20 protein-coding genes and 1 pseudogene are annotated in these 23,825 nt (G+C 66.8%); 9 read left to right on the top strand and 12 right to left on the bottom strand.

Annotated elements, in window-relative coordinates; all coding sequences use genetic code 11:
- Nucleotides 1–735 precede the first annotated feature (735 nt).
- Together ACFYY7_RS40860 and ACFYY7_RS40855 are read left to right on the top strand one after the other, a co-directional pair.
- Nucleotides 736–1,398 carry a ParA family protein gene (locus tag ACFYY7_RS40860; protein ID WP_326770378.1) on the top strand — a complete coding sequence of 221 codons (663 nt, stop codon included), beginning with the start codon at nucleotides 736–738 and terminating at the stop codon, nucleotides 1,396–1,398.
- Nucleotides 1,398–2,510 carry a ParB/RepB/Spo0J family partition protein gene (locus ACFYY7_RS40855; protein ID WP_388670078.1) on the top strand — a complete coding sequence of 371 codons (1,113 nt, stop codon included), beginning with the start codon at nucleotides 1,398–1,400 and terminating at the stop codon, nucleotides 2,508–2,510. The genes ACFYY7_RS40860 and ACFYY7_RS40855 overlap by 1 nt, the downstream gene beginning before the upstream one ends.
- Before the next feature lie 1,073 nt (nucleotides 2,511–3,583).
- Here ACFYY7_RS40855 and ACFYY7_RS40850 read toward each other — a convergent pair.
- Nucleotides 3,584–4,087 (bottom strand): hypothetical protein, encoded by a 504-nt coding sequence (locus ACFYY7_RS40850; RefSeq protein ID WP_388670075.1) that lies wholly within the window; start codon nucleotides 4,085–4,087, stop codon nucleotides 3,584–3,586.
- 936 nt (nucleotides 4,088–5,023) lie between these two features.
- Between ACFYY7_RS40850 and ACFYY7_RS40845 the strand changes: the two are divergent.
- A pseudogene (locus ACFYY7_RS40845) lies at nucleotides 5,024–5,929 on the top strand (hypothetical protein); the annotation flags it as partial.
- Here ACFYY7_RS40845 and ACFYY7_RS40840 read toward each other — a convergent pair.
- The 3 genes from ACFYY7_RS40840 to ACFYY7_RS40830 all read right to left on the bottom strand — a co-directional run bounded on the left by ACFYY7_RS40840 (nucleotide 5,927) and on the right by ACFYY7_RS40830 (nucleotide 8,240).
- Nucleotides 5,927–6,247 (bottom strand): DUF5958 family protein, encoded by a 321-nt coding sequence (locus ACFYY7_RS40840; RefSeq protein WP_388670107.1) that lies wholly within the window; start codon nucleotides 6,245–6,247, stop codon nucleotides 5,927–5,929. The pseudogene ACFYY7_RS40845 and the gene ACFYY7_RS40840 overlap by 3 nt on opposite strands.
- Before the next feature lie 649 nt (nucleotides 6,248–6,896).
- Nucleotides 6,897–7,241 (bottom strand): hypothetical protein, encoded by a 345-nt coding sequence (locus ACFYY7_RS40835; protein WP_388670072.1) that lies wholly within the window; start codon nucleotides 7,239–7,241, stop codon nucleotides 6,897–6,899.
- Between the two features lie 180 nt (nucleotides 7,242–7,421).
- A complete protein-coding gene (locus ACFYY7_RS40830; protein ID WP_388670069.1) occupies nucleotides 7,422–8,240 on the bottom strand; it encodes an isocitrate lyase/phosphoenolpyruvate mutase family protein in 819 nt (272 codons plus the stop codon).
- A 448-nt stretch (nucleotides 8,241–8,688) separates the two neighbouring features.
- Here ACFYY7_RS40830 and ACFYY7_RS40825 point away from each other — a divergent pair, with 448 nt between their 5' ends.
- Nucleotides 8,689–10,035 carry a WD40 repeat domain-containing protein gene (locus ACFYY7_RS40825; protein WP_388670066.1) on the top strand — a complete coding sequence of 449 codons (1,347 nt, stop codon included), beginning with the start codon at nucleotides 8,689–8,691 and terminating at the stop codon, nucleotides 10,033–10,035.
- A 45-nt stretch (nucleotides 10,036–10,080) separates the two neighbouring features.
- Here ACFYY7_RS40825 and ACFYY7_RS40820 read toward each other — a convergent pair whose 3' ends face one another.
- Nucleotides 10,081–10,923, bottom strand: a complete 843-nt coding sequence (locus ACFYY7_RS40820) for an IS5 family transposase (RefSeq protein ID WP_388670063.1) — start codon at nucleotides 10,921–10,923, stop codon at nucleotides 10,081–10,083.
- A gap of 726 nt (nucleotides 10,924–11,649) precedes the next feature.
- Here ACFYY7_RS40820 and ACFYY7_RS40815 point away from each other — a divergent pair.
- From ACFYY7_RS40815 to ACFYY7_RS40805, 3 genes are all read left to right on the top strand, one after another.
- On the top strand, nucleotides 11,650–12,444 hold the full coding sequence (locus ACFYY7_RS40815; protein WP_388670060.1) for a carbon-nitrogen hydrolase family protein: 795 nt from the start codon (nucleotides 11,650–11,652) through the stop codon (nucleotides 12,442–12,444).
- Nucleotides 12,445–13,053: 609 nt separating this feature from the next.
- Nucleotides 13,054–13,578, top strand: coding sequence for a hypothetical protein (locus ACFYY7_RS40810; RefSeq protein ID WP_388670057.1), 525 nt, complete (start codon nucleotides 13,054–13,056; stop codon nucleotides 13,576–13,578).
- A gap of 368 nt (nucleotides 13,579–13,946) precedes the next feature.
- The gene (locus ACFYY7_RS40805) at nucleotides 13,947–14,456 is read left to right on the top strand and encodes a hypothetical protein (protein WP_388670054.1); all 510 of its coding nucleotides are present in this window, start codon (nucleotides 13,947–13,949) and stop codon (nucleotides 14,454–14,456) included.
- Between the two features lie 346 nt (nucleotides 14,457–14,802).
- On the opposite strand, the gene ACFYY7_RS40800 is transcribed toward ACFYY7_RS40805, so the two are convergent.
- The 3 genes from ACFYY7_RS40800 to ACFYY7_RS40790 all read right to left on the bottom strand — a co-directional run bounded on the left by ACFYY7_RS40800 (nucleotide 14,803) and on the right by ACFYY7_RS40790 (nucleotide 15,806).
- Complete coding sequence (locus tag ACFYY7_RS40800) at nucleotides 14,803–15,147, bottom strand: hypothetical protein (RefSeq protein WP_388670052.1); 345 nt, start codon at nucleotides 15,145–15,147, stop codon at nucleotides 14,803–14,805.
- Nucleotides 15,148–15,273: 126 nt separating this feature from the next.
- Nucleotides 15,274–15,564, bottom strand: a complete 291-nt coding sequence (locus tag ACFYY7_RS40795; RefSeq protein WP_388670049.1) for a hypothetical protein — start codon at nucleotides 15,562–15,564, stop codon at nucleotides 15,274–15,276.
- Complete coding sequence (locus ACFYY7_RS40790; RefSeq protein WP_388670046.1) at nucleotides 15,561–15,806, bottom strand: hypothetical protein; 246 nt, start codon at nucleotides 15,804–15,806, stop codon at nucleotides 15,561–15,563. Before ACFYY7_RS40790 ends, ACFYY7_RS40795 begins: the two co-directional genes overlap by 4 nt.
- A gap of 262 nt (nucleotides 15,807–16,068) precedes the next feature.
- Between ACFYY7_RS40790 and ACFYY7_RS40785 the strand changes: the two genes are divergently transcribed.
- Entirely contained in the window at nucleotides 16,069–17,382 is a 1,314-nt protein-coding gene (locus tag ACFYY7_RS40785) for a protein kinase (RefSeq protein ID WP_388670043.1), read from the top strand.
- Nucleotides 17,383–17,829: 447 nt separating this feature from the next.
- Here the strand turns inward: ACFYY7_RS40785 and ACFYY7_RS40780 are convergent, their stop codons facing one another.
- Nucleotides 17,830–18,666 (bottom strand): DUF721 domain-containing protein, encoded by an 837-nt coding sequence (locus ACFYY7_RS40780; RefSeq protein ID WP_388670040.1) that lies wholly within the window; start codon nucleotides 18,664–18,666, stop codon nucleotides 17,830–17,832.
- Complete coding sequence (locus ACFYY7_RS40775; RefSeq protein WP_388670037.1) at nucleotides 18,663–20,819, bottom strand: hypothetical protein; 2,157 nt, start codon at nucleotides 20,817–20,819, stop codon at nucleotides 18,663–18,665. The genes ACFYY7_RS40780 and ACFYY7_RS40775 overlap by 4 nt, the downstream gene beginning before the upstream one ends.
- A 926-nt stretch (nucleotides 20,820–21,745) precedes the next feature.
- On the opposite strand from ACFYY7_RS40775, the gene ACFYY7_RS40770 reads away from it, so the two are divergent.
- Nucleotides 21,746–22,390 (top strand): hypothetical protein, encoded by a 645-nt coding sequence (locus tag ACFYY7_RS40770; protein WP_388670034.1) that lies wholly within the window; start codon nucleotides 21,746–21,748, stop codon nucleotides 22,388–22,390.
- Nucleotides 22,391–22,397: 7 nt separating this feature from the next.
- Here ACFYY7_RS40770 and ACFYY7_RS40765 read toward each other — a convergent pair whose 3' ends face one another.
- Together ACFYY7_RS40765 and ACFYY7_RS40760 are read right to left on the bottom strand one after the other, a co-directional pair.
- A complete protein-coding gene (locus ACFYY7_RS40765) occupies nucleotides 22,398–22,931 on the bottom strand; it encodes a GNAT family N-acetyltransferase (protein ID WP_388670031.1) in 534 nt (177 codons plus the stop codon).
- A 38-nt stretch (nucleotides 22,932–22,969) separates the two neighbouring features.
- Nucleotides 22,970–23,740 (bottom strand): GntR family transcriptional regulator, encoded by a 771-nt coding sequence (locus tag ACFYY7_RS40760; RefSeq protein ID WP_388670028.1) that lies wholly within the window; start codon nucleotides 23,738–23,740, stop codon nucleotides 22,970–22,972.
- Nucleotides 23,741–23,825: the final 85 nt, after the last annotated feature.

The raw sequence follows: 23,825 nt of genomic DNA, 5'->3' as shown, positions 1-23,825 counted from the left end.
AGGGGCCAGCCGTTGACCTCCACCGCTCGCTGCTCTACAGGCTGCCAGCCGCGGGCCAGCGCCACGTCGAGCAAGGCCCGGACGGCGCCCGGCTCGTGCAGGTTCAGGGACTCGCCCCGGGTGAGGCCCACGTCACCGGAGCCCATGAGGGCCCCGCCCGGGACGTACCGTCCCGGCCCCTCGGCGAAGACGATGCGCAGCGGGCCTCCGCTGCCGGCCGGCTGCGGGGAGAGAGAGTGAGGATCTGGCGGCAGTCCATGGACCGGCCGTCGCCGTCTCTACCGTGGCTGTGACGCATCGTCCACATGTACACGCGCCCGTCGGCGACCAGTCGGCGAGGCTTCTTCGAACGGCGAGGCACAGAGCCAAGGGTACGCGGGCCGATCCGCAAGACACCCGCTAGTAGTGATCAAGCTTCGTGAGACGAACAGGACAGTCGCCGACCTTCAGCGAGACCGGTCAAGGCCCGATGCGACAGGACAACACCTGAGAGATGCACCCTGGAGAGGCGGAACTGAGGCGAGGCGTATACCGCGGTATACGCCTCGGTTCATTCGGAGACTCCGTCACCCGACGGTTCGGGCAGCCGCGCTGATAGTGCGTCCACGTATACCGCGGTATACATCCGCCACGCGGAACATCCAGGGTGGTGCAAATGTCCGGCTCGATCATCTGCAATGCTGTTCCAGTCCGAGTACCGAGAACCCCTCGGGAAGCACACGGAAACGGAGCATCATGGCCTCCTCCATTCTCGTTGTATCCACCGACCCACAGGGATCCACCATCTGGTGGGCCGACCGGATCGGCGACAACCTCCCCTTCGACTTCGCGACTGCCCACGAGGACCCCGACAGCCTCGCGGAGCTCAAGAACCTGGGCGCTGAGATCCACGTCATCGCGAACCAGAAGGGTGGAGTCGGCAAGACGACCACCACGGTCAACCTGGCAGCAGTCACACACGATGTTCTCGGAAGCAGCGACCAGCGGCAGCACATCTTCATCGACACCCCCGGCAGCCTCGAGAACGAGCACATCCTCGCTGCCGCACTGGACATCGCCGATGACGTCCTGGTCCCGCTCCCCCCGGAACCTCTTGCATTCGACCCGACCGCGCGCACTATCACCCAGGTGATCGCACCCCGGGGGCTGCCGTACAAGGTCGTCGTCAATGCCTGGGATCCGCGCGACGGCAAGGCCGACCGCGACGAGACCCTTGAGTACATCGACGCCATGGGCTGGCCACGCGCCAACACCGTGATCCGCCGGTACAAGATTCATACCCGTGCAGCGGCCGAAGGCAAGGTCGTTACCCAGTACGCCGACAACGGCACCACGCTCCGCGCACGCGAAGACTACTTCCGGCTGGCTCTGGAGCTCGGATACGGAGGCCGCCGCTGATGGCCGGCCGACGACTCAACCTGGCCACCCTGGCCGGAGCAGCCGTGGAGAGCACCCCCGGCAGCAGCAAGCCCACCCTGGTTCACGTGGCGCCCGACCAGGTGGCGCCCACCCCCCTCAACCCCCGCCAGGACTTCGACCCAGTCAAGCTCGAAGAGCTCGGCAACAGCATGCGCACCGGGCAGCTTCAGCCGTGCGTCGGGATCACCCGGGCCCGCTACATCAAGCTGTTCCCCGAACACGAGGAACTGCTGCCGGACTGCCGGATCGTCATGGCCGCAGGGGAGCGGCGGTGGAAGGCTGCCGTCCACGTCGGACTCCCTACGCTCGACGTACACGTCCGCGAGGACATCGCCGAGTCCCGTGTCAGGTTCCTCGCAGCCGTTCTCACAGAGAACGTCGAGCGGTCGAACTTCAACTACATCGAAGAAGCCCGTGGCCTTCAGCAGATGCTGGAGATGACCAACGGCAACCAGACGCAGGCTGCAGAGAAGCTGCAGAAGTCGAAACAGTGGTTCAGCCAGCGCATCGGTCTGTTGCGCCTCTCCGAGGAGATGCAAGCACTCGTCATCTCCGGCGAGCTCAAGGCCTTCCGCGACATGCGGATGTACTCGGCCATGCCGCCCAGCGATCAGCTCGCCGCGTGGAAAGCCGACCGGATGGCTGCGAAGCAGAAGGCGGACAAGATGGGATCCCCCACGCCTTCCCCTAGCCCCATGCCCGCCCCCAGCCCCGCGCCCGCGAGAGAGACCACCGCACCGGCACCCAAACCTGAGCCTGCGTATACCGCGGTATACACACCCTCCAGTTCGGAAGCAGGCTCAGAGCAGCCCGAGCCACGCGCAGAAGAGCCCCTGTCAGCCGAATCACCGGGCACTGCCCCGCGCGAAGCATTGCCCGTCCCCGTGCCACGCGACGCCGCTCCTGAATCGCCGGAAGTCGAGCCGACCTCTGCCGCCCCAAAGCAGAAGCAGGCCCTGGCCGCCAACTGGGAAAGGTGGTTTGACCGGCTGATGGAGGAACTGTCCGAGCTGGACCGGCACATGCTGACGAAGAAGCTCCAGCGTGTGATGCTGAGCGAGACGAGCCGGGTCGAAGACTCCCAGGCATAGCGTCAAGCGTCATTGGCGGCCCCGTTCTTCCACCTGGTGGTGGGGGAGCGGGGCCGTTTGTCGTGGCCGGGTCGGAATAAGTGAGCACCCGCGCCTGCCGAGTTCTTCGGTCACAAATAAGTGCTTCCTGGTCCTGCCCGTTCCGAGTGCCAGGAGGCGACCTCCCGAGCCATGCGAACGATGGCCGCCTGATTCCAGGGAGACGCTGTGGCCATACAGATGCTCGTCACGCACACAGACAAGACCCGCTAGGCCACCGCCCAGAACCGCTGTACACCGACCCGCCAAGCCTGAAGACCTACCGCTCAGGGCCTATGCCCAGTGGCCCGCAGCAAGACCTTCAGAGCGTCAACGGTGAGCCAGGCCGAGGCTCGAGATCCTCGGGCTGGACGACGAGGCCAGCGACGCTCGGGAAGTCGCCAGGCTGAATCTCGCGTAGCAGTACGTCGGCGATGCGCGGGTCATCGGTGCTGCAGGTGAACACAGTGTCCAAGGCAGTGCCCCGCGAACCGGTCCGCATCGGTGGGGGAGTGGATCAGGTCAAAGCAGGTGGTGCCCTAGCCAGCGGCGGGGTTCGTGTCGACGCAACCGTCTATGGCAAGGTGCGTCTGCGATTCATCAGCTGGCCTCGGTCAAAGCAGGGCCTGGCCAACGGGGAAAGGTAGTTTGACCCGCTGATGGAGGAGCTGTCCGAGCTGGACCGGTACATGCTGACGAAGAAGCTCCAACGCGTGATGCTGAGCGAGACGAGCCGGGGCGAGAACTCCCAGGCATAGCGTCAAGCTTCATCGGCGGCTCCGTTCTCTCACTTGATGGTGGGGGAGTGGAGCCGGCTTGTCGTGGCGGTTGGATCTGGTGGGCACCCGCGTCTGCCGAGGCTCTTCGGTCAAATGAGTGCGGTCTGGGGTCTCGCGCACGCAGGTCGACCAGTTCACGTTGAAGACTCGGGATGACCTCGCCGCTCGTTCACGCTCGGACGGGTGTGAACGGCTGTGGTGCTAACGGCGTTAGCACCACAGCCAGTACTACAGCGGCAGTCGAGATGGGTGCGCGCGGAGGGCTCGTAGAGTCGATCAGCCGGTGCTGGACCTGTGCACGGCTTGTTCCCAGAGGTTCAGTCCCGCGCGGAGGAGTTCGCGCACGGCCGCGGTCTCCTCGTCCGTCCAGACTTCCTCGCCAGCGGTCGGTTCGAGAGCTTTGCCGCCGAAGATCTTTTCGTAGGCGCTGTCGTGGATTGATCCTTGGGAGGGGAGGGGCGGGCCGGCCTTAAGGCTGTGGGAGAGGTCTTCGAAGAAGTTCCACGCGTCCAGCAGCAGTCCTGCCGGGACCGAGCCGAGGCTAGGGTGCTCGACCCATCGCCGTACGACGCCCAGATCGAGAGTGCCTTCGTCCTCCCAGACAAGCTCCCAGCCGTTGCGATCGCAGTATTCCTGCAGCGTCTTGGGGTCATGGAACGCGAGGAGTCTTCCGAGTTCGTCAACGGCGAGCTCATCGGCAGCATCGTCCTCTCCGGGCCGCCAGATCAGCGCCAGGTCCCCTCTCCTGGTCGTGATTGGGTACGGATAGTAGTCAGCCATGCGGGGTCTCCCTGGTGCTGCGGCGGCACTTGCCACGTGGGTCATCCTGCCTGCAGTGATCGTCGTGTGGTGACTTCGGATCAGGTGGAGCTGTGGGGTGCGGAGCTGGCGGGTCTGGGGTCGCGGGGCGCTGGGTGCTTCGAGCGGTCGGAGCTGCGGGCGACGGCGGTCGCAAATGTGAGGGGGCGCTGGCGGACGTGCCGCGCAAGAGCGGGTGGCAGTTGGCTGAGCAGGCCGGTGCCGCGATGCCCTGGTCGACGCAGCGGCTGCTGCTGGGGGGATACCGCTGGGATGCAGACGGGGTCCGCGATGTGGTGCTGTCCTACGTGGCCGAGCGTCCGGGGCGAGGCCGGCGCGGTGCTGGTCCTGGATGAGACGGGGTTCCAGCCCATGACCACGACGGCCTGACAGAAGTGCCGCGTCCTCGTTCTTCCGCCTGGTGGGGGAGCGGGGTCGTTGTCGTGTCAGACCGGTTCCGGTAGAGATCAGCCTCGCTGGCCATCAAGAAGGTCGGCTGCAGGGACAGAGGTGGCCCCATCAGAGGGTCGCAGTGCTTCGGCCGCTGCCTGCACCGCTACTGGAGGTACGCGAACCCTCTACTGGAGGTACGCGAACCCTCCGATGTGATGACTGAGGCCTATGGTCTCCGTTTTCTCCGGCGACGTGGTGTGCGGCCAGAGGGGCGAGGTAGCCAGGGCTCTGGCTGCCCAGGGCTGTTCGAGGTGCAAGGCTGGAGTGGTAGCGGGGGAGTGGACGAGGTCGATGAGGCCAGGCGTTGCGAGGCATGCGGTGCCCCCGCGGAATGCGGCTATGTCAGCGGCCACGCCGGAGCCCGTTCAGGTGTCGGTCCTGCAGGGCGAGGCTCGCTCGGAGAGTGCTGGCCACACACCCTGACCGACCACGAAAAGAACTTCACGGACTACACCGGGTCTAGGCATGATTCCCACCGTGCATGTGGACAGGAACCATCGCAGGCAGGGACGGTACTCGCTGACGGACACAGGAAGCGGCCATGTCTGGGGCATCTGCGCCGAGGCGGAGGGATTGTTCCGGGAACCCCTGCGCGGGACGTACGAACTGTTCGGCTGGGTTCCGGACGGAGCCGAGGTGCGCGGCTGGGTCGGTAGCCGGGTGTGGCTGGTGCCGGAGGACAGTAGGCTCGATGCCTGGCTGCTGGAGGACGCGGAGAGCCTCGGACAGCACCCGGTAACGGACGGTCTCGTGCTCACCGGTCTGGACGACTACGAGGGCCCGCCCGAGGGGCACCGGGCTCCTGTCCGACTGCACGACGGGTACCGGTGGCTGGGCTCCTGCCGGGAGTTCGCCCGTGTTCTGCCGCCCGAGCAAGTAGAACCTCCGGTCGTCCTGCGGGGGCTCGCCCCGAGTGATCGGCTACGGCGGGCACTGGCTACGGGCACCCGGCGCACGCTGGACCTGGAGGAGGTCTGGCTGGAGATACGAGACGACCGGGGCGAATCGCTCACCGACCGGCTGCTGCGACCCAAAGTCCGTACGTGGCAGCCGTCCTCCATCAGGACGGACCTAATTGATCTGGAACTCGACGGATACATCGCACCCATACCGGGGTACGCCCGGCCCGTCTGGGAGCGCTGGCTTGCCGGCCCGCCGAACGCCCCTGGCGCCTGGACCAGGCTCGAGACCCGCCAGCGTGCGGCCTGGCTCGATCTCGTCCGGGAGCGGGGCTGCCGACTCAAGCATCAGGAGCGGGAGGCCGGACACACGTACGAGCTGGACGGCCAGCACATCACCGACGAACCGGGCCTCTACCTGGCACTCGGCGAGGCCGTCAACGGGCCGGGTGGCTATTTCCGCGGCTGCCTAGTGACCACACCCGTCCGAGCAGTAGCGTTCGCGACGTCTTCCGTCGGCGATCGCGAGCACCGCGACCAGCAGTCGGAACGCCTTCCTACGTTCGTCGCGAGGAGTGAGAGAAGCGATCTTCCCAAGTTGATCGTTGATCCGACCGCGTGTGATCAGCACCGCTGGCGTGTGCGTCGGGCGCAGACCGGCACGGCGGATGCCCTCCAGCCCGTCCTCCGCGACGGCGCGCGCCTGGACACAGTGGTGGCGCAGAAACAGCAGCGCTTCGGACTGCTTCTCCGGGTCGAGTGCGTCGAACCACGCGATGCCCTGTGACATCGGGCGGAGCCCCTGGGCAAGTTCGTTGAGCATGACGTCGCGTTCGGTCACGGCTGCCTCCCAGTAGACAAGCGACGCTTCGCCGCGGAGTTGAGTTCAGTGGAACCAGGCAGCGGGTCGTACGACCGCACCCTCCCTACCCATACGGAGCAGTCAATGCCCGTTCAGGACAGGCAAAATCGACTGTGCGGCTTCCTGGCGGCCTGTCAGCGATTCGGATGTCTCGTCATACCAGCCCCTTGCTAGCAGGCCGCCAGCACCGCCATTCTGTCGGTCGCTTTTAGCGTGAGATGCGACTTTTCATCGGTTCCAATCACAGTTTCGACTCGAACGGAACAGCCTTGTCAGCAGCAAGCCACGCACCTTCGGCCACGGCCGACAGCTAGGCTTCTGCCACTCACGCAGTCGACGGTCAAGAACGAGCACGGCGCACGGTTCAGTGTTCGCCGCCGCGGTCGGACCGTAGGCGCCCTCGTGTTCAGATGACCGACCGTCTCTTTGGGCTTCTTCCCACTCGGTCGGCGAGACAGCGTCAGACCTTGTTCCCGGGCTCCTGCAACTCGGCTTGCCGGATCACACGGCCATCGGAGTCCTTGCTTGAAGCAGAACCAGACGACTTTCTCGTCCCAGAGGCAGCGAACCCAGGCCGTCACGGGTTCACCGCGTCGAAGGGCTCGTGGTGCCAGCGCCAGCTGGCGGTACCGTCGTCGTAGATGTGCAGCATGAACTCGGCGACCGGACCGCCGTCGGGAAACGCCAGGATGAGCGCGCTGCGGATCTGGGCGTAGCAGTCCTCGGCCCGCTCCCAGTCCTCCTCGTCGACAGCTCGCACTTGCTCACTGAAGAGGGGGCGGAACTCTTCAAAACCGGGGAGTGTCTCGACTTCGGCGTGTATCCAGGGCATATCGGCGCCGGTCACGGCCAGCCGCGCAATCTCCTGGTCGCCGTGGTGGAGCCGCCAGATACTGCTAGTGGTCAGGTTCGGGTTGGTCATGTCTCTCATGATGACGATCGACACTGACAGGCTGGGAGTGAGATCACCGCCCCGCCTGAAAGGGCGTGGACGAAAATGATCACGGTCGGCGGAGGCCTGCCGCACCCGCGTGCCACCCGCCCTGTCACGCGACGCGGGCAGGATTGGCCGCCATGGCCGCGCCTCCCGACTCAGCCAAGGTCAGTTGAGTTCGGAGAACAGCGCGTTGAGTTCCGGGAAGGCCATGCCTTCGGCGAGGGAGTCGTAGCCGCCGGTGCCGAAGAACTCCCGTGCGGTGCGGCGGGCGGCAGCGTAGGCGGCTTGCGCCACGCCGGAGCCGAGACTGACGCGAGCCACGCCGAGGGCGCCGAGCTCGGCAATGGTCGGTGCGCCGGGGCCGGCCATGACGTTCAGCGGTACGGAGATGTCCCTGGCCAGCGCTGCGATGGTGTCGGTGTCGGTGATGCCGGGGATGAAGATGCCGTCCGCGCCCGCATCGACGTACATGTGTGCCCGGGCCAGGGTTTCCTTCAGTCGAGTATCCGGGTTGCCGAGCCCGAACAGGAAGGTGTCGATACGGGCGTTGAGGAACAGGTCCGCGCCTGCCCGGTCGGCGGTCTGCCGGGCCGCGGCCAGCCGCATCGCGAGCTCTTCCGGGGGCCGGGTGCCGTCTTCGATGTTGATGCCCACGGCGCCGGCCGTGAGCACCCCGGTTATGGTCTCGGCAACGCTGGCGGCATCCTTCCCATACCCGCCCTCGATGTCCGCGGTAACCGGAACCGTGACGGCAGAGACTATCCGGCCGACCAGTTCCAGCGCCCGGTCGCGGGTAAGGAAGTCGCCGTCCGGGAAACCCAACGACCAGGCGACACCGGCACTGGTCGTGGCGATCGCCGGTGCGCCCGCAGCCTCGATGACGCGGGCGCTCGCAACATCCCAGGCGTTGGCGAGAGCCAGGGGCGCAGGTGCGGTGTGCAGGGAGCGGAAGACGTGAGCGTTATGCGGCTGCGCGATGGTCATGGACGCAGTCAAACATCGACTGCCGCCTGCCTTCTGGCAAGAATCCGACACAGACGTCGACCTCGAAGCCGACGCAGATGCCCCCACCTCCGGAGTCAACCCCGAAGGACTTCCGAAGCATCGGGTGCGCTGACGTTCGTGGCGGGGGAGTGGATCAGATCGAAGCAGGTAGTGCCCCAGCCAGTGGGGGGAGTGGTGCCGCTTCGTCGTGGCGGTTGGATTCAGTGGGCACCCGCGTCTGCTGAGGCTCTCGGTCAAAACGAATGAGCGCGATCTGGGGCCTCGCGCACACAGGTAGACCAGTTCACGAGATTCGCAATGACCTCGCCGCTCGTTCACGCTCGGACGGGCGTGAACGGCTGAGGTGCTAACGGCGTTAGCACCTCAGCTAAGAACCCGCGCGAATTGGTGAGGCAGGGGCGGACTGCGGGTCTGGGGCGGGTCTTGTTTGCTGAGGCTGCTGGAGGGTTCGTCAGTAACGTTTCGTAATTGGCTACGCAGTTGCGTGGTGGGCTGGTTGGGTGCGGGCATGTCCGATGATCTGAACGTTGACGGGGTTGAGGCCGTGCTTGCGGGCGCGGATGGGCGGTTGGCGGATCCGGGGTTTCTGGTGAATGCCGACTCGGAGGAGGTGCTGGGGCTGGTGGATACGGCTTCGGGGCCTGCTGGGCGGCTTGCGGGGGCGGTGTACCGGGCGTCGGCGCACCTGCACCGTGATGCTGGTGCGGGGGTACGGAGGCAGTTGCTGGCGTTGGATGCCGCCCGGTACGGGGATCGGGGACTGGCGGCGCGGATCACCGCCGTACTGGTGGAGGGCGAACCCGCCGCGCGGTGGGGGGTGGAGTGGGCGACTGGCGGCATGGTCGATCGCAGCCTCTGGCAGACCCTCGCCGGTCACACCGACGGGGTGATTGGAGTAGCGACGGGGGTGGTAGAGGGCCGTCCGGTCGCCGTCACCAGCAGCAGGGACGGGACGGTGCGTGTGTGGGATCTGGCCACCGGTCGGCAGGTCGGCCAGCCCCTCACCGGTCACACCCGCGCGGTGATTGGAGTAGCGACGGGGGTGGTGGACGGCTGCCCTGTCGCCGTCACCGGCGGCGACGATGAGACGGTGAGGGTGTGGGATCTGGCCACCGGTCGGCAGGTCGGCGAACCCCTCCACGAACACACCAACTGGGTGACTGCGGTGGCGACGGCAGTGGTGGACGGCTGCCCCGTCGCCGTTACTGGCAGCTATGACGGAACGGTGCGGGTGTGGGACCTGACCACCCGCGAGCAGATCGGCGAACCCCTGCAAGACCACTTCCGCAGCGATGTGGAGGCGGTGGCGACGGGGGTGGTGGACGGCCGCCCGGTCGCCGTCACCCTCACCGGCGGTGGAGGGATGGTGCGGGTGTGGGACCTGGCCACCCGCGAGCAGATCGGTGAACCCCTGACCACTCACACCGGCTTGGTGTATGGGATGGGGGTGGTGGACGGCGGCCCGGTCGCCGTCACCGGCAGCGGGGACGGGACGGTGCGGGTGTGGGACCTGACCACCCGCCAGCCCATCGGCGAGCCCCTGACCGGCCACACCGGCTGGGTGCGCGGAGTGGCGACGGGGGTGGTGGAGGGCCGTCCGGTCGCCGTCACCGGCAGTGGAGACGGGACGGTGCGGGTGTGGGACCTGACCACCGGCCGGCCGGCCGGACCAGAGTTGGTGTTCCCCGCGGAGGTGTTCGCGGTGGCTGTCACTTCGGATGGCCGGCTGGTAGTGGGGTTCGGCCATGAGGTGGCGGTGCTGGCCCGCTGCTGACCAGGTCCCGCGCGGTGCACCCCGGGGGTGTCCCACACAGTGTTCTCATAAGCGGCGGTGCGGGCGTTCTTCCCAGCGGTGGGTTGTCCATGCCTGGCGGATCAGGCTGCGTACCGTGATGACGGTGTCGGCGAGATCGAAGAACGCGTTGATCACGGTGGTCCGCCGCTCGTAGCAGCGGGCGAGGCGCTGGAAGGCGTTCTGCCAGGCGTGGGTACGCTCCACGTGCCACCTCTGACCTGCCTGGATGGGCGCCTTCTCGCCTTTGTGAGCGATCCGGCCGTGCAGGCCGCGTTCGGCGAGCAGGGCGCGGGTCCTGTCGGAGTCGTAGCCGGCATCCAGGTGCACGGTGATGTCCTGGGGCAGGGGTCCGAGGTCGTCCAGCAGGTCCAGGGTCGGGGCGAGCAGCGGGGAGTCATGTCGATTGGCTCCGGCCAGGACTCTGCCCAGTGGAATGCCGTAACCGTCCGTCATGCCAGAACGTTTCAGGCCCTGTTTGCCGCGGTCGACCGGCGAACGCCCGGCTGCTTCGCCGCCTCTGGGAGCCTTGGTGATAGCGCCGTCGACAGCGATCCGGTCCAGGACGAGGCCGACGATCCGGTCGTAGGACTCCAGCGCGATCCGCTTGAACTCGGCGAAAACGCCCAGCCGTATCCACTCATCGCGGCGGCTGCGGATCGTGGTGGCCGAGCACGTTGTATCCGCTGTCGCCTCGTAGGAACAGCCGAAACGCAGCAGTTGCAGCACCTTGTCGAAGACGACCCGGTCGCTGATACGCCTGCGGTGGCAGCCGAGCGGATGGTCCGGGTGATACTCCGGCCGCACAGGCAACAGGGCCGCGAACTGATCCCAGAGCGGTTCAGTGAGCCACGACGGCAGAACGGGCACAGGTCTCCTCAGTAATTACAGAGCGTCGCAACTCCATGATCACCGGGCCTGTGCCCGTTCCTGCTGCCAGTGTCCCCAACCGCGCCTATCCGCGTGACCACTAAGCCTGATTCCAGGACGCGACTTCGGAACCTGGTCCCGTTCGGGGCAGGAAAAAAACGGCTGTGCGGCTTCCTGGCGGCCTGTCAGTGGTCCGGATGTCTCGTCATATCGGCCCCTTGCTAGCAGGCCGCCAGCACCGCCATTCTGTCGGTCGCTTTTAGCGTGAGATGCGACTTTCATCGGTTTCAATCACAGTCTCGACTCGAACAGAACAGCCTTGTCAGTAGCAAGCCGCGCACCTTCGGCCACGGCGGACAACTGGGCTTCTGCCACTCACGCAGTCGACGATCAGAAACGAGCACGGCGCACGGTTCAGTGTTCGCCGCCGCGTGCACACGGAGACCTCGGTGCTCAGTCGGAGCTGCTCACCTCCGCTCGCGCGGAGAGCACCCGGGCATCTCGCGCTGCTCTGACTGCTCGGGTTTCATGGGCTGCTGACAGCAGTCGCACATCATTGGCAGGTCCTTCGGGAATGGAAGGAACAGGCGCAGGTGAGGCGCTCGACGACGACATCGCCGACCCGCACGTCGGTCGGCCCGGGGCAGAAGCCGTGCCCCTCGTCCTATGAGGCCGCCGTGCTGGTCCTGCACTCGGGGGAAGGATCAACTGCCGGAAGAAGGATTCATGAAGATATCGCTAACGGTCGCGCAGTTCCCTATCACCTGGGACGTTAAGCGGAATGTGGAGTTGATCTCCGAGGTCTTGGCCGAAGCCCGGCCTGACGACATCGTCGTCCTGCCCGAGGGCGCACTGTCAGGCTACGGGCCTGACCTCTCCGTCCTTGGCGACCTCGACACTCTGGCCCTCGCCCAGGCCACAGACCGTGTCGCCGACCTGGCGCAGCGACAAGCGGTCCATCTGTTCTGCGGCACATTGCTCTTCGACCAGGGAGTCTGGAGCAACGCCGCCGTCTACTTTTCACCCAACGGCGCGAGGTGGACCTACCGGAAGATCAACCTGGCGATGAACGAACGCGGCCGACTGGAAGCGGGGACCGACCTCTCCACCCTTTCCATCCCGATGGCCGGCGGGCAAGTCAGCCTCGGCGTCCAGATCTGCCGGGAGATCCGCTTCCCCGAGCAATGGCAGCACCTTGCCAGCAGCGGAGCACAGGCATTCATCTATCTCACCCACGCCGCAAACACAGCCGAGCCAGCTGGGGTTTGGAGAAGCCACCTCATCAGCCGTGCAGCGGAGAACCAGCGGTTCCTCGTTGCGGCGAACGTCGCAGACCCTCACCAACACTGCCCCAGCGTGATCATCTCGCCGCGAGGAGAGGTCCTGGCCGAGGTGACCTCCGGCGACACCGCCGTCATCAGAACCACCATCGATCTTGACCAGTCCGGCAATTGGTACCTCGGCCAGCGGCGGCAAGACCTGCTGAGGCTGTCCTACGAAGGACAGGGCAGATCAATGTAAACGGTGCAAAGCGCGGCTGCCCACAGGCAGGCATTCGGAGGGTTCCAATACCCGAGCCCACCGTTACGGGTGACCCAGAAGCGGACCCGGTCCGCGGTCGACAAACTCGTCTCGCACCAGTTCGACCGGCACGGCAACAAGATCTGGACCCAGGCCCGCCAGCTCGTGGGGCACGAGCACGCCCGCCTGCGGATCGGCCAGGTGTCCGTCCCCTACGGGATCTGCGTCGAGCCGAGCAACGTCAAGGCCGGCGGCCACGGCTGCCCGTTCCGGTTCCGCTGCGTGGGCTGCGACCATTTCCGCACCGACCCGTCGTATTTGCCGGAGCTGCGGACCTACCTCGACACCATGGTCCGGGATCGCGAACGCCTCGCCCCAGCAACCGACTTGGAAGATTGGGCCCGCACCGAGGCGATTTTTTTCCGAGGAGGAAATCAAGTGCATCCGCACGCTGATCCGCCGCGTCGAGACCGATCTCGACGGGCTCACGGACGACGAACGCGAGCAGATCACGGAGGCTACGCGAACCCTGCGCAAGACCCGCGCTGTCTCCCTGGGCATGCCCGGCATCCGTCCGCCGGAGCCGGACCTGCGGCTGGAGCGTGACGCGTGAGCTCATCACCGGACTACCTGGCCCGAGCGCGGGCAGCGGACTCCGACCGACGACGGACCCGTGTCCTCAAGGTCCCCGACAAGCTGGCCGCGGACGGCGAGGAGATCACCGTCTCGTCCGTCGCCCGTGCCGCCAGCGTCCATCGCAGTCTGATCCACCGGCACGGTGACCTGCACGTGGCCGTCCTTGCCCAGGCTTCCGAGCCGCCGCCCGGCACGGCGACCGGGGCGCAGGTCAGTCGCCAGTCGCTGCTGGCCGACGTCGCGAATCTGACGGCCCGCAACGGCCGTCTGTCCGCGCACATCACCCGACTCGAACGTCGGCTCTCCGAGGCCCTGGGACAGGCGGCTTGGGAAGCCTCCGGCCTCGGTGCCCCGGCTGACGTCGAGACGGTCACGCGCCGGATCACCGAGCTGGAACAGCAGATCTTCGATCTGCGCGGTGAACTCGCCGAACGGGACGAGGACCTTGAAGCCGCCCGCACTGCGAACCGCGAGTTGATGGCCCAGGTCAACCACTGACGTCATCGCCGTCACCCCACCACGTCAGGGCGGCGGCGTTGATCGCCAGATGCACCGTGTTGTCCGCGACGATGGCCAAGGAGTCCGATCTCGATGCCGCGAGGGCAGCCAACCGGGATCTGACCAGAGCCCTGAACCAAAGCAGCTGAGCCGACTCCGGCGGCCAAGGTGAGATCGCTCCAAGCAGGCTCAACTGAACGGCAGAATTTGACAATTGCTCAGCAGCTTTCGTGACACACGCCCGTAACAGTCACGTTGAGCCGCCTGTGTCAGCGCACCACCGACCCCTACTCTGCGAACAGATGCCCCGCCATCTGGGGCAAGGGGGCGTGCCACCCACGGATGGCACGGTAAGGAGATACACCAGCATGCGCACCAAAGCGAAAGCGGCAATAGTCGCCGCTGCTGTCCTGGGCTCGCTGGCTATTACAGCGCCCGCTCAGGCATCCGACAACGTCGATGGCTGCGATCTCGCCTACGTGCCCAGTGGAGAGGTGTACGGCGAGACCGACTCGCGCTCCTACAAGGGGCGTGATCTCACCCTCTACACCGGCAAGATCTTCGACGCCTACGCCTACGCCGCGATCACAGATGTGGCCAGGTACGACAAGGTGTATGTGCAGCGGAGCATGGGCGACTTCAACATGCACTCCAAGCCCCGGCATCCTTCAGACGAATACGTCCGGGCTGTAGGTGGAGGCGTCATGACCTGCCGCTACATCGCAAACTGGGCGGATGCGAACGTCGCCGACTATGCGGAGTCCGGCGCGGTACGGCTTCAGACAGGAGAGGACAACCGCAGTCATGCGGTACGGGCCTGTGTGAAGCCCACCCGTGCGAAGTTCAAGTGCACCCGCTGGTTCATCGACCACTACTGATCCACCTTGAAGCTGATGGCCGGCAAGGGGAACCGTCTCCCTTGCCGGCCATTACGCGTCAATTTTCCTGAACTGTTGGTATGGCACGTACCGGCAGGCCGATGGTCCGGATCGAACTCACTGATGGCGAGCGGGAGTCGTTGACGCGCGCTGGGCGCGTCGGCGGACGTTGTCGCAGGCCCTGGCGTTGCGCTGTCGGATCGTGTTGGCCTGCGCCGAGGGCGCCTCGAACATGGGGGTCTGCGAGGAGCTGGGTATCTCCACCAGCAACCCCGGGCCTGTCTAGCAGTGGCACCACACGTGTTGCACACGGTAGTGCCGATCACACCTGGCTTTATCGAGCAGCCTAAAAATGAACGAAGCCAATCACACCGGTACTGAGCTGCACGAAGTGGTCTCCACTCGCCTCACGCCACATGGCTACCCCCAGAGAAGCGGCGTGTCGGCTTACCGAGCGGCGGCCGTAGGCGCTGGCGGTGCAGGTGCGGCCTTCCTTGCCGTGCCGCCAGGGGTTCTCTTCCACCGGGGAGCCGTCGTTCTTGTAGACCAGGTGGGAGCCGTGCATGCCCTTGGTCATCGCGTCGTACGAGTTCTGCACGACCTGGTCCCCCAGACCGTGGACTCCGTCGAAGACGGAGGTCAGGGCGGCGACCAGGGCGAGGCCCTCGATGGCGCGGATGCGATCGGTCATGCTGGGTGTGCTCCTCATCTCGGATTCGGGGTTTGGGGGTGTGTGGGGCGGCCGGCCTCTGCCGATGCTGCGGACGCCCCGTGGTGCCTTCGCCCCCGGCCGGTCTCCGGCCGGGGGCGGCGGTGCTCAGAACGGAGGCTCGGTCCAGGCCGGGATGCGCAGGAGCCGGATGTGCAGCTCTCGCCGGCCGGACCAGCAGCCGCATGCCTCCATCTCGGGGAAGGCGCCGCCGATCCACCAGCCGCCCTTGCCGTGGCAGTGCGGGCAGCCCGGCCGGGGGCGGGCGGTGATCTCGATGCGATGCCGGTCGGCGTGGAGCTTGAGGTGGCTGGCCTTGAGCGCGGCGGCGGCCGTCGCCGCGGCGAGCGGGACGGCGACGGCGAGCAGCAGGGCGCCGCGCAGATGGCGGGCGGTCACTTGAGCGGGATGGCGCGGCAGGCGGCGGCGTGGTGGTTGGCGTCCGGCCGGATGCTGAACAGGTAGTCCTCCTCGGGCCGGTCGGAGGAGTCTCCGCAGCCGTAGCAGTCCCGGCGGTTCTTCTTCGAGTGCTCGCCGGGTCCGGTGACGTCCACGTAGCTGCCGCCGACCGTGATGAACCTGATCAGCAGGTTCTTGGGGCGGTCCGGCTCGGTGAGGGCGGCGAGGGTGGTGGTGCTCATGGTCGGGTGTCCTCTCGGATCAGGCGGCAAGCAGGTGCTTGGCTGGGGGAGCGATGTAGGAGGCGGGGTCGGCGGGCGTGCCGTCGAAGCACTCCACGCAGGACTCCAAGGTCTTGAGCGGTACTGGCGGAGAGCACTTGTTCCGCAGCGGTCGTATTCCTGTCGCCTGGGTAGCTACGACCGGAAAGAAGTCCGTAAAGTCGCTTGCCCAAGCGGAGACCAGCGGGTGGCATGCTGCGTGGGCCATGTAGATGGGGGACAAGTGCAGCAGCTACTGATGGACGACCCAGTGGAGCTCGGCGGCTACCAGCTCCTGGGCCGGCTTGGTCAAGGCGGAATGGGTGTGGTTTACATCGGTCGCGGGCCGCAGGGCGACGTGGTTGCCCTCAAAGTGGTGCGCCCCGAGCACGCGAGCGACAGCGAGTTCCGCCGCCGGTTCATGCGCGAAGTTCGCGTCGCGCAAGAAATGACGGGACCGGGACTGGTCAAGGTCGTTGCTGCGGACATGGATGCGGCCCAGCCATGGCTGGCTACCGAATACATCGCGGGCCCCACGCTTGCTGACGCGGTCATCCGGCACGGCCCATTGGGAACACCCGCTTGGGCAGGTATAGCTCACCAGCTGGGAACCGCTCTGCACACCGTTCACGAGGCTGGCACGGTTCACCGAGACCTGAAACCTGCCAACGTCCTGCTGTCACGCACGGGTCCACACCTGATCGACTTTGGTATCGCCCGCACACATAACGACAGTGCCCTGACCAACGTGGGCCAAGCCGTCGGCACGATCGGCTACATGGCACCCGAGTACCTCACCACCGCAACAGCAGACGAGCGCGCTGATCTCTTCGCCTTCGGAGCCGTACTTGCCTACGCGGCGACTGGGCGGCACCCCTTCGGACAGGGACGCTGGGAAGAGGTGCAATACCGGTCCGTTCACGAGCCGCCAGATCTCGCAGGCCTTTCCCCCCACATCGCCGCCTTGCTTGCAGCACTTCTCGACAAGAATCCGTATCGGCGCCCACCGCTGAGCGCCGCTCTCCAGGAAATCCCTTCCCCAGACCCGGCACAGGCCTGGCTTCCCGCCGCAATCCTCGCTGACATCGCCGCAGCCGCGGAGCACGTCCTACGTCTAAAGACGCCCCAGAACACCCGGCTCGTCGATCCTCAAACCAAGTCCGCGCACAGGGCAACGTTTCTCGAGATTGTCCCCGCACCCCCGCGCCCGCCGTTATGGGGACGGTTGAAAGACGCCTTTAACGGAGTGCCCGTCGATGAGGGCGCCGCCATCCAGGAACTGCGCCTTAGTCGCGCGGCAGCCGCGTCAGGCGGACCCATAGCTTTCCTGGCGAACGAGCATGAGACATGTTCCGCCTGCAGCGGACGGGGTACGACCGCTGCAGGGCTTTGCCGATCATGCTCAGGCTCCGGTCACCTCCCGGGTGCACCCCAGTCAGTCAGCATCACCTTCGCGCCGGGCATCAGCTCGGGCACGTTCCTCGTACTGCCAGGAATGGGATACCCGGACAATGAGGGAAACCGTAGCGATCTGTATCTCGCAGTCCACATCCGCTGAAGCAAGGCACGAATCGCAGCGCCGCCCAGTGGTCGCTCCAGTTCACCGCCGGTGATGGCTCAGGTGTCGTCGTGAACCTGTTCCAGTCTCCAGGTGTCCACAATCAAGGGGAAGGTTCACCCCGGCCGAGACCCGGCAACGGCACCAACACGACCTCGCAGCATAGGCATCGAGTGTCCAAGATCACGGGGAAGCTTCAGTTGCTACATGGCTGGAGCTTCCGCGAGTCGTCATCAGCCCTGGAGGGCTCGCAACGCGGCCTGCTGCTCAGTCTTAACGAGCGGACCTGAATCGTTGGAACGGGTACGAGGCGCTCCGCTCTGGCCGCACATAGTTGGCGGGCGGTCAACAAGCGTGATGCGGACGCTGGGGTCGTGCCGAGTGTCTCGCCCCGATCTCCCAGAGACCAGCCCCGACAGACCCCACGACAGGGCGCACCGGGCGCTTTCACGCCACCTCGTCAGTTGGGGGCTGCTGAAGTGGCACCATGCCCGGTACTTGAGCCCCACGAGGCCGCTCGATTCGGGCCCGGCGCAGCGCGGCGGCCTCGGTCGCCGCAGCCTGCCGGCGGCGCTGGACACGGGCTTGCTCGATCGGGGCTGGCACGTCGTCCGGCACTGCGGGCGGCTCAGGGAACGCGCGGCGGGACAGTTCCCGCAATGCGGCAGTCTGTCGCTCTACCGCCCGCGCGATGTGCGGGTCCGCCCAGGACGGCTGGGCAACCGCGCGGTGGGCTTCCAGTGCGCGCCGATAGCCCTCGCACGCCGTCTTCCTGATCTTCGCCGGGCTGGTGGGCGCGGCCGGGACCGGGTCTGCCGCAGCGACGTCGGCCGGGCCGGGTGCGGGCATGGCGCCGGGCGGCAGGATCCGCAGGGAGTTCACGACGATCCGGCCCGCTGCCTTGTTGGCGGCCGCGATGACGCGGGTCTGTTCCAGGCGGGCTTTCGTCGCCCATGCCGACGACTCCGGGCACACGGTGAGCCGGCCGGAGTCCGGGTCGAAGCGGACGGCGGCGACGTGCCCGGCGAGCTCGGGAGCGATGACCGCCCACCGTTCACGCAGGGAGGCGCCGATGGCCGGGATCTCCCAGCTCCGGGAGGCGACCAGCGTGCCGATCGCGGTGCCCAGGCCCATCGGCTCGCGCCCGTCGCGCCGCACCATCGTGGCGGCTCGCGGCTTCTTCTCCTTCGCCTTCTGGCCGGTGCCGCTCTTCCGTGCCGCTTCCCTCGCGGCCCGTAGCGCGACCCGGGCCAGGTCGACCCCGGAAACCTCGCAGCCGTTCATGCCTGCCCCCAGGCGGTGTGCCCGAGGACCAGGTGGTGCGTGCCTTCCAGGCGCTGTGCTTCGTCGACCAGCTGATTGCTGAACAGTCGCCTCGCGGACGGCTCGCCGTACTGGTCGATGTGGTCGAAGACGACGCTGTGGTCCTTCAACCCCCGCACCCGCCAGGCGCGGACCTGCTCACGGGTCAGGTCCTCGAGGACGAGCTCCTGCTCCTGGTCGACGTCGTCGACCGGGTCGGGCGCGGCAAGCGGACGCGGCGCGGGCAGGACGACCGGCGCCATCGGCGCGGCCGGGACGTCGTCGGCCGACTGCGCGGCCGCAGCTTCGGCGCGGGCCTGAGCTGCGGCGGCCTGCCGGGCCCGGACCTGCTCCCACTCGTGCTCCAGGGCCCAGGCCCTGGCGGTCACGTCCTGGTGCAGTTGCTGCTCGGTGGCCGCGCGGCGCTCGGTCTCGGAGGCGTTCGGCATCGCCGCGTCGACGGCGGCCGCGACCACACGGCGCTGGTCGCGGCGGTCGGCCTGCTTCTCCGCGCAGCGCGGACAGTCCTGCCCGGAGCCGAGCAGCACCCGGTCGTCGCACCGCACGTCGCCGCACTGCTGACGCTGCGGCAGGGCCAGGCCGATCAGCCAGCCCACCGGGTCCATGATCGGACGGCCAAGCCGCATCTGGTTCTCCAGGTGCCGGGCAAGCCGGTCGGCGAGGACCTGCGGCGCGTCCGCGCGACCGGCGAACCCGACCACCCTGCCCAGCTCGCTGTGGGCGGCGGCCTCCACCAGACGGCGGGCCGCTGGACGCTCCAGCCGCGCCCACACCAGCTCGACCGGAGCCAGAACGGTCCGCAGATCCTCCGGCGGCAGAGGCACCCTCCCCCGCTGCTGCCTGCCCCGACCGGCACCGGGCACCGTCCCGCGGCCGGGCTTCTCGCTGCTGATCGACGGGGACTCCTTCGGCTGTTCCCCGCGCAGCGGGCCGCCGTCCTCGCGCACGCACGCGCGGTCCGGCAGACCGTGGTTCCCACCACGGCCTTCGCCGGAAAAACCACAAGAGAGCGAGAGAGAACCACCAGCAGTAACCCCAGAAGCGTGGAGAGCGTGGTGCTGTGCAATTGCGGCAAGGTCTGCCGATCCGGCCATCTCGACCTGCCCGGCACCCTCGATCCCAGTCGCCACACGGGTCTCGCCCGTCTCGACGGACCCAAGATCTCCGGATGCAGTAGCGGCGAGGTCTGAAAACACGGCGTCCGCAACCCGGCGGGCCTCCCGCACGGCCGCGCCGTGGGCCTCTGCGACCGGCACCAGGCGCACCCGCGACCGCGCGTGCAGACCCGAGCCGGTCTCCTGGCGCACCACGTTCGCGACGCCGTGCTCCTGGAGGCGCTTGAGCACCTTCGCCCCGGCCGCCGCCGTGCAGCCCAGCAGCCGCGCGACTGTCGCCGCCGGACGCCCGCGCCCGGTGTCCACCGACCCCGGGCACAGCTGAAGCCAGCCCGCCGAACCCGTCGTCAGCACCATCAGCAGCAGCCCGAGCCGATCCGTCGCCGCCCCTCGGCCCGTACGCCGGGCGAGCAGCCCGGCCGGGACCGGCGCCTTGTCCTTCGGCGCCCACCCTGGACCGAACAGCACCTCGATCAGGCTCAGTAGCACCGCCAGTTCGGAGCGCGACAGGGCCAGGGCGTGCCGTCGGTCGCCGGCCTTCTGCGCCCGGTACATGGGGATCACCCAGCACTCCAGGCCCGTCGCGTGCCCGAAGGCGTTCGTCGCGACGTTCGAGCCGAGAAACCCCGCACCGCGCAGCTCGGGCAGCACCGTGTGCGCGACCGTCGACTGGGAGACCCCCAGCCAGCGACCGAGCTCCGCCGCCCAGATCGACGCCTGATAGTCGTCGCGGACCTTCGCCTTCGCCATCAGCACCACCGACGCCAGCCGCGCACAGTCCGACGCCCCGGCCAGCGCTGGAGACGACACCAGCGCGCGCACCGCGGCGAGCAGCCGGGCCCGCATCGTCTTCGACAGCTGGAGCGGATTGCCCAGCTCCAGCGGAACAACTGGACCGGCCTGCGCCGGGATCGACCGCAGCCGACGGCGCGACGCCCCGCTGACGAACGCCGTGCGAGGGCGGGGGAGCACAGCGGCCTGCGCCGCTACGGCACTCACCGGGCCGCCCGGAAGGGTGCGTGGAGATCGGGGTGGCTGAGGGTGTAGATGTGCGTCACACATGCCCCAAGTGCGAAACCGGTGGCAGACGTGACACCAAGGGCGCAGAAAGATCCCGACGAGATGGATCGACGAGAGCCTTTCGACTGGTCGACGCCATCCAGTTGAGCGGCAGATTCTCGATGCACCGGACGTGAATCTTGTGTCACATGGGACACCACGGGGCCGCAAATATGGATCAATCGGGCATCGAGAGACTGGCGAAAGGTGCATCGATGATGCAAAATGGCAACCGCATCCCTCGTCGAGAGTGGGTACAACGAAGCCCCTTTTGGCGCTTCGGGTTCTGGAGAACCAAGAGTTGAACCGTTCGAAGCCGGCTGGCACCGGGTCGAACAGCTCCTTCGGTCCGGCCCTGGCAGGCCGGAACCGGAGATTTAGATGGGGCGCTGAGCCGAGGTGAGTGGCATCACCGTGAGGTCGGGCCCCGGGCGGCTAGAAGTCCTGCGAGGCAGGCGCCGCCCTCAAGTTCACGTCATCTCGACCCCGCAAGGGGTGAGGTGTACCTGTGCCCGGACGAGCACGGCAGCATGGAAAAGGCACCCGCCCGCCGGAGCGACGCGCAGGTCATCGCTACTACGGCAGTGGGTGCCTTGTGTGTCTGGCGGAGGGTACGGGTATCCTGAGTCATGTCGAGACCTTCCCAGAGGGTCTGCGGCCGTGCCCCGGAGTGCAGCCTCGCGGGGCTTAGCTATGTCTGTACTGATCTTATCCACAGACACACTACTCTCCGCACATAATGTAACGACACCCTGGTACCAACCGTGTCGCTCTTCCTCTGTGCGTTCTTGATGCATCGGCAGATCGAAGACACCCCGCCGCCCCATCGATGTAGCCCGGGAGTCCAGACCGGCATGATGAGCAGCATGCACGCCACGCAGACCGATCCCTTGGACGTTGAGACCTTTGCCAAGGCGGTGCAGCAGCACCGCTTCGCCACAGCGATGGAACGGATCGCTGCCAGCCGGGCACCTGACGCTCCCGTGCGGATCTACATCAGCGCAGCGCCGAGGACGATGAACAGCCCTAAGTGGGACAGCTGGCTTACGCAGATTACTGAGCAACTGCCGGATGGTGTCGGAATCCTCCACTACCGCAGCGTCTTCACCGCCGGCCGCCCGTACAACTGGGACAGCGTCGTCGGAGGAATCGACGGTCTCGTCGTCGTGGGCAAGCAGAAGAGGCCCGGTAGCCGCGTCTATCTCCTCGGCCCCATCGCCCGACTCGAATTGCGCTCGCTCATCGCGCGAAAGCCCGTGTTCCTCTACGGACACAACCTCGGACTCATCCCGGTCATCGACTGCCGGAGCCAGGTCCTCGCCCCAGAAGAAGCGCCGCGGCTGAAGCTCATCGCGCCGAAGAGGTGGCAGCGGGACACCCTGACACTCAAGGCCGCGCTCAACGCTGTCAACCCGACCAGCGTCGAGGTCGAGCAGGCAGCGCGCGTGTCGGCGCCAGGTCACCTTGCTCATCAGTTTGCTGCACCTCCTCGAGGTGGTGGCACGCGCTGAACAGGCGTCAGCGTGCGCTCGTCGATGCGCTCTTCATCGCCACATGCCCGTCTGCCAGCGGCGACTCCGGGTGGCGGACAACGGATACCGGGCGTTGCCCAAGCCAACCTGAGAGACGGTGTGACGGTGCCTCGGTACGTACATGCTGGAAGCCCTCGAGGAGGTAGAACTCCTGGAGCTGAGTGTTGCTGCGCCAGCAGTCCAGACGAATCCAGTCCTTGCCCTGTCGCCGTGCCTGCCCAGCTACCCAGTCCAAGAGCCGGCCGCCCAGGTGCGAGCCTTTGGACGACCTAGCGGTGATGAGCTTTGCGACGTACAGCGCATTCTGAGGGTGGTCGTTCTCCTGCCAGAAGTCCATGTCAGGCGGGGCGATCGTAACTGTGGCGAGCACGGCCTGGTCATTGCCGACGATGGCCCAGGTGCGTCCGGCCTCAATGTCGGCCATCCACTTGGCCAGCGCAGGACCACGAGTTCGTGGGTTGCGCCACTGATCGATCCCAGCCTGGGCGAGCCACTGTTCGGCCTCGATACGGAGGGCCATGAGGGCGTCCGCATCATCAGGTGTTGCTCGGCGCAGTTTCACTTGTCGACCCCCAGCTCGTAGATGATCCGATTGCGGTCGCCGGGGGCGATCGTCACCATCACGCGAACCGGAGAGCCGTCGGCGCCGTATCCGATGCGCGCGTGCTGGCAGACAGGCGTCCCGGGCAGTTGCTGCAGTTCAAGCCGTTCGATCTCAAGGCTCGAAGGCATCCGGATGTCCAGCTCATCCCGGATTCGGTGCTGAGGGTTGCCAGTGGCAGCAAGGATGCCGCCTTGCATGGTCACATCCCGCTCTTCCATGAGCGGCGTGCCCTCTGCGATGTGTACGGGGAACCACGAGTCAGCGAGTTGGCAGCGCTCACCGTCGACGAGGCGGAGCCGTCGGCGAACGACTACGAGCGTGCCGATTTCCAAGGCCAGCCATTCGGCAACGTTCCTCGGCGCGGGCTCGATCGACACCTGCGGAACGCTCTGCTCAGGTTCCCGCCCCTGTGCTCGGACCTGAGCCTTCCAATCGTCCGTGTTGGTGACTGGATCGTCGGCCCGTTCTCCGCGTTCATATTCGCCAGGGTTCCAAAGCAGCGGGTCATAGACGCGAACGAACGCTCCCAGCCCCTGTCTTGCTACAACGTGGCCGGACTCCTTGAGCTGGGTGATCGCCCGGTAGACGACCAACTCGCTGGCACCGAACTCGGCCGCGATGTTCTTCGTGCTGGGCAGCTTGTCGCCCGGCAGTAGATCACCAGTGGCGATCCGATCGCGGAACTCCTCCGCAATCGACTTGGCCGTAGCTGGTTTCGAGGTCATGTCGAAACCCTAGCGCAGCTTCCGATAGGAAGTAATGGGTGAAGTCGCCTGGCGAGTCCTGGGTCGACCCCAACCAACTTCCTAT

Origin of the sequence: Streptomyces sp. NPDC001933 (assembly GCF_042890955.1) — a bacterium.
In the GTDB taxonomy this organism is placed as follows: domain Bacteria; phylum Actinomycetota; class Actinomycetes; order Streptomycetales; family Streptomycetaceae; genus Streptomyces.
The sequence above is the reverse complement of the archived record's forward strand: the minus strand, read 5'-3'. Positions and strand labels throughout refer to the sequence as shown.

What these genes read in the sequence shown, in the direction of transcription:
- ACFYY7_RS40805 (WP_388670054.1), top strand. Translation starts at nt 13,947, where the DNA reads ATGCGCACCAAAGCGAAAGCGGCAATAGTCGCCGCTGCTGTCCTGGGC.
- ACFYY7_RS40815 (WP_388670060.1), top strand. Translation starts at nt 11,650, where the DNA reads ATGAAGATATCGCTAACGGTCGCGCAGTTCCCTATCACCTGGGACGTT.
- ACFYY7_RS40830 (WP_388670069.1), bottom strand. Translation starts at nt 8,240, where the DNA reads ATGACCATCGCGCAGCCGCATAACGCTCACGTCTTCCGCTCCCTGCAC.
- ACFYY7_RS40765 (WP_388670031.1), bottom strand. Translation starts at nt 22,931, where the DNA reads ATGGCCCTCCGTATCGAGGCCGAACAGTGGCTCGCCCAGGCTGGGATC.
- ACFYY7_RS40850 (WP_388670075.1), bottom strand. Translation starts at nt 4,087, where the DNA reads ATGGCTGACTACTATCCGTACCCAATCACGACCAGGAGAGGGGACCTG.
- ACFYY7_RS40760 (WP_388670028.1), bottom strand. Translation starts at nt 23,740, where the DNA reads ATGACCTCGAAACCAGCTACGGCCAAGTCGATTGCGGAGGAGTTCCGC.
- ACFYY7_RS40790 (WP_388670046.1), bottom strand. Translation starts at nt 15,806, where the DNA reads ATGAGCACCACCACCCTCGCCGCCCTCACCGAGCCGGACCGCCCCAAG.
- ACFYY7_RS40835 (WP_388670072.1), bottom strand. Translation starts at nt 7,241, where the DNA reads ATGACCAACCCGAACCTGACCACTAGCAGTATCTGGCGGCTCCACCAC.
- ACFYY7_RS40800 (WP_388670052.1), bottom strand. Translation starts at nt 15,147, where the DNA reads ATGACCGATCGCATCCGCGCCATCGAGGGCCTCGCCCTGGTCGCCGCC.
- ACFYY7_RS40770 (WP_388670034.1), top strand. Translation starts at nt 21,746, where the DNA reads ATGCACGCCACGCAGACCGATCCCTTGGACGTTGAGACCTTTGCCAAG.
- ACFYY7_RS40840 (WP_388670107.1), bottom strand. Translation starts at nt 6,247, where the DNA reads ATGTCACAGGGCATCGCGTGGTTCGACGCACTCGACCCGGAGAAGCAG.
- ACFYY7_RS40860 (WP_326770378.1), top strand. Translation starts at nt 736, where the DNA reads ATGGCCTCCTCCATTCTCGTTGTATCCACCGACCCACAGGGATCCACC.
- ACFYY7_RS40780 (WP_388670040.1), bottom strand. Translation starts at nt 18,666, where the DNA reads ATGAACGGCTGCGAGGTTTCCGGGGTCGACCTGGCCCGGGTCGCGCTA.
- ACFYY7_RS40855 (WP_388670078.1), top strand. Translation starts at nt 1,398, where the DNA reads ATGGCCGGCCGACGACTCAACCTGGCCACCCTGGCCGGAGCAGCCGTG.